Origin of the sequence: Sinomonas notoginsengisoli (genome assembly GCF_021554725.1) — a bacterium.
GTDB lineage: Bacteria > Actinomycetota > Actinomycetes > Actinomycetales > Micrococcaceae > Sinomonas > Sinomonas notoginsengisoli.
The window spans coordinates 1-890 of record NZ_JAIZDP010000028.1 but is presented as its reverse complement, the minus strand read 5'-3'; the positions used below and the strand labels follow the sequence as shown (position 1 = coordinate 890).

Genomic DNA, 890 nt, shown 5'->3' with positions numbered 1-890 from the left:
GGGCTGGGGATCATGGCCGCGGCGGGGGCGACGTGGCGGCTGCGCGAGCTCGTGGGCGAGGCCCTGGCCAAGGAGGTCCTCCTCGCCGGCAGGGTCCTGGCGGGGGCGGAGTGCCTGGCCGCGGGCCTGGTCACCGAGCTCGTCGAGCCGGATCAGCTCCTGGACGCCGCGCACGCGCTGGCGGACCGGATCGCCTCCCAGGACCCGCTGGCGGTGCGGGTCTCCAAGGCCGTGTTCCACACCCCGCGGGAGGTCCACCCCCTGATCGACACCCTGGCGCAGGGGATGCTGTTCGAGTCCCAGGCCAAGTTCGACCGCATGCAGGCATTCCTCGACCGAAAGAAGAGCAAGTAGATGGGCACAATCAACCTGGCCGAAGGCCTCCCCGGGCACGTGGGGGTCCTGGGCGGCGGGCGCATGGGCGCCGGCATCGCGCACGCGTTCCTCATGGGCGGGGCGAAGGTCGTCGTCGTCGAGCGGGACGAGCAGGCCGCCCAGGGGGCGAAGGAGCGGGTCGAGTCCTCCGTGGCGAAGTCAATCGAGCGCGGGGCGGTGGACGGGAACTTGGACGAGATCGTCGAGGGGTTCTCCACGAGCGTGGACTACGCGGACTTCGGCGGGTGCGACCTCGTGGTCGAGGCCGTCCCCGAGGACCCGCAGCTCAAGGCCGAGGCCCTCACCGCGGTGGAGGCCCAGCTGGGCAAGGGCGCGTTCCTGGCCACGAACACCTCGTCCCTGTCGGTGACGAAGCTGGCCGGTCACCTGGGCCGGCCGGAGCGGTTCCTGGGCCTGCACTTCTTCAACCCGGTCCCGGCCTCGACCCTGATCGAGGTCGTCATCGCCGAGCGCACCTCCCCGGAGGCCGAGGCCGCCGCCCGCGGCTGGGTCGC

The 890-nt window shown here is 72.5% G+C and carries 2 protein-coding genes; both read left to right on the top strand.

All coding sequences use genetic code 11. The features are described 5' to 3' along the window. The coding region (locus LF262_RS16835) for an enoyl-CoA hydratase/isomerase family protein (RefSeq protein WP_235781561.1) at positions 1 to 354 on the top strand (354 nt) is incomplete at its 5' end. After that, positions 355 to 890 (top strand): 3-hydroxyacyl-CoA dehydrogenase family protein (locus LF262_RS16830; protein WP_235781560.1); only part of this gene is annotated, 536 nt, incomplete at its 3' end. It lies immediately after the preceding gene.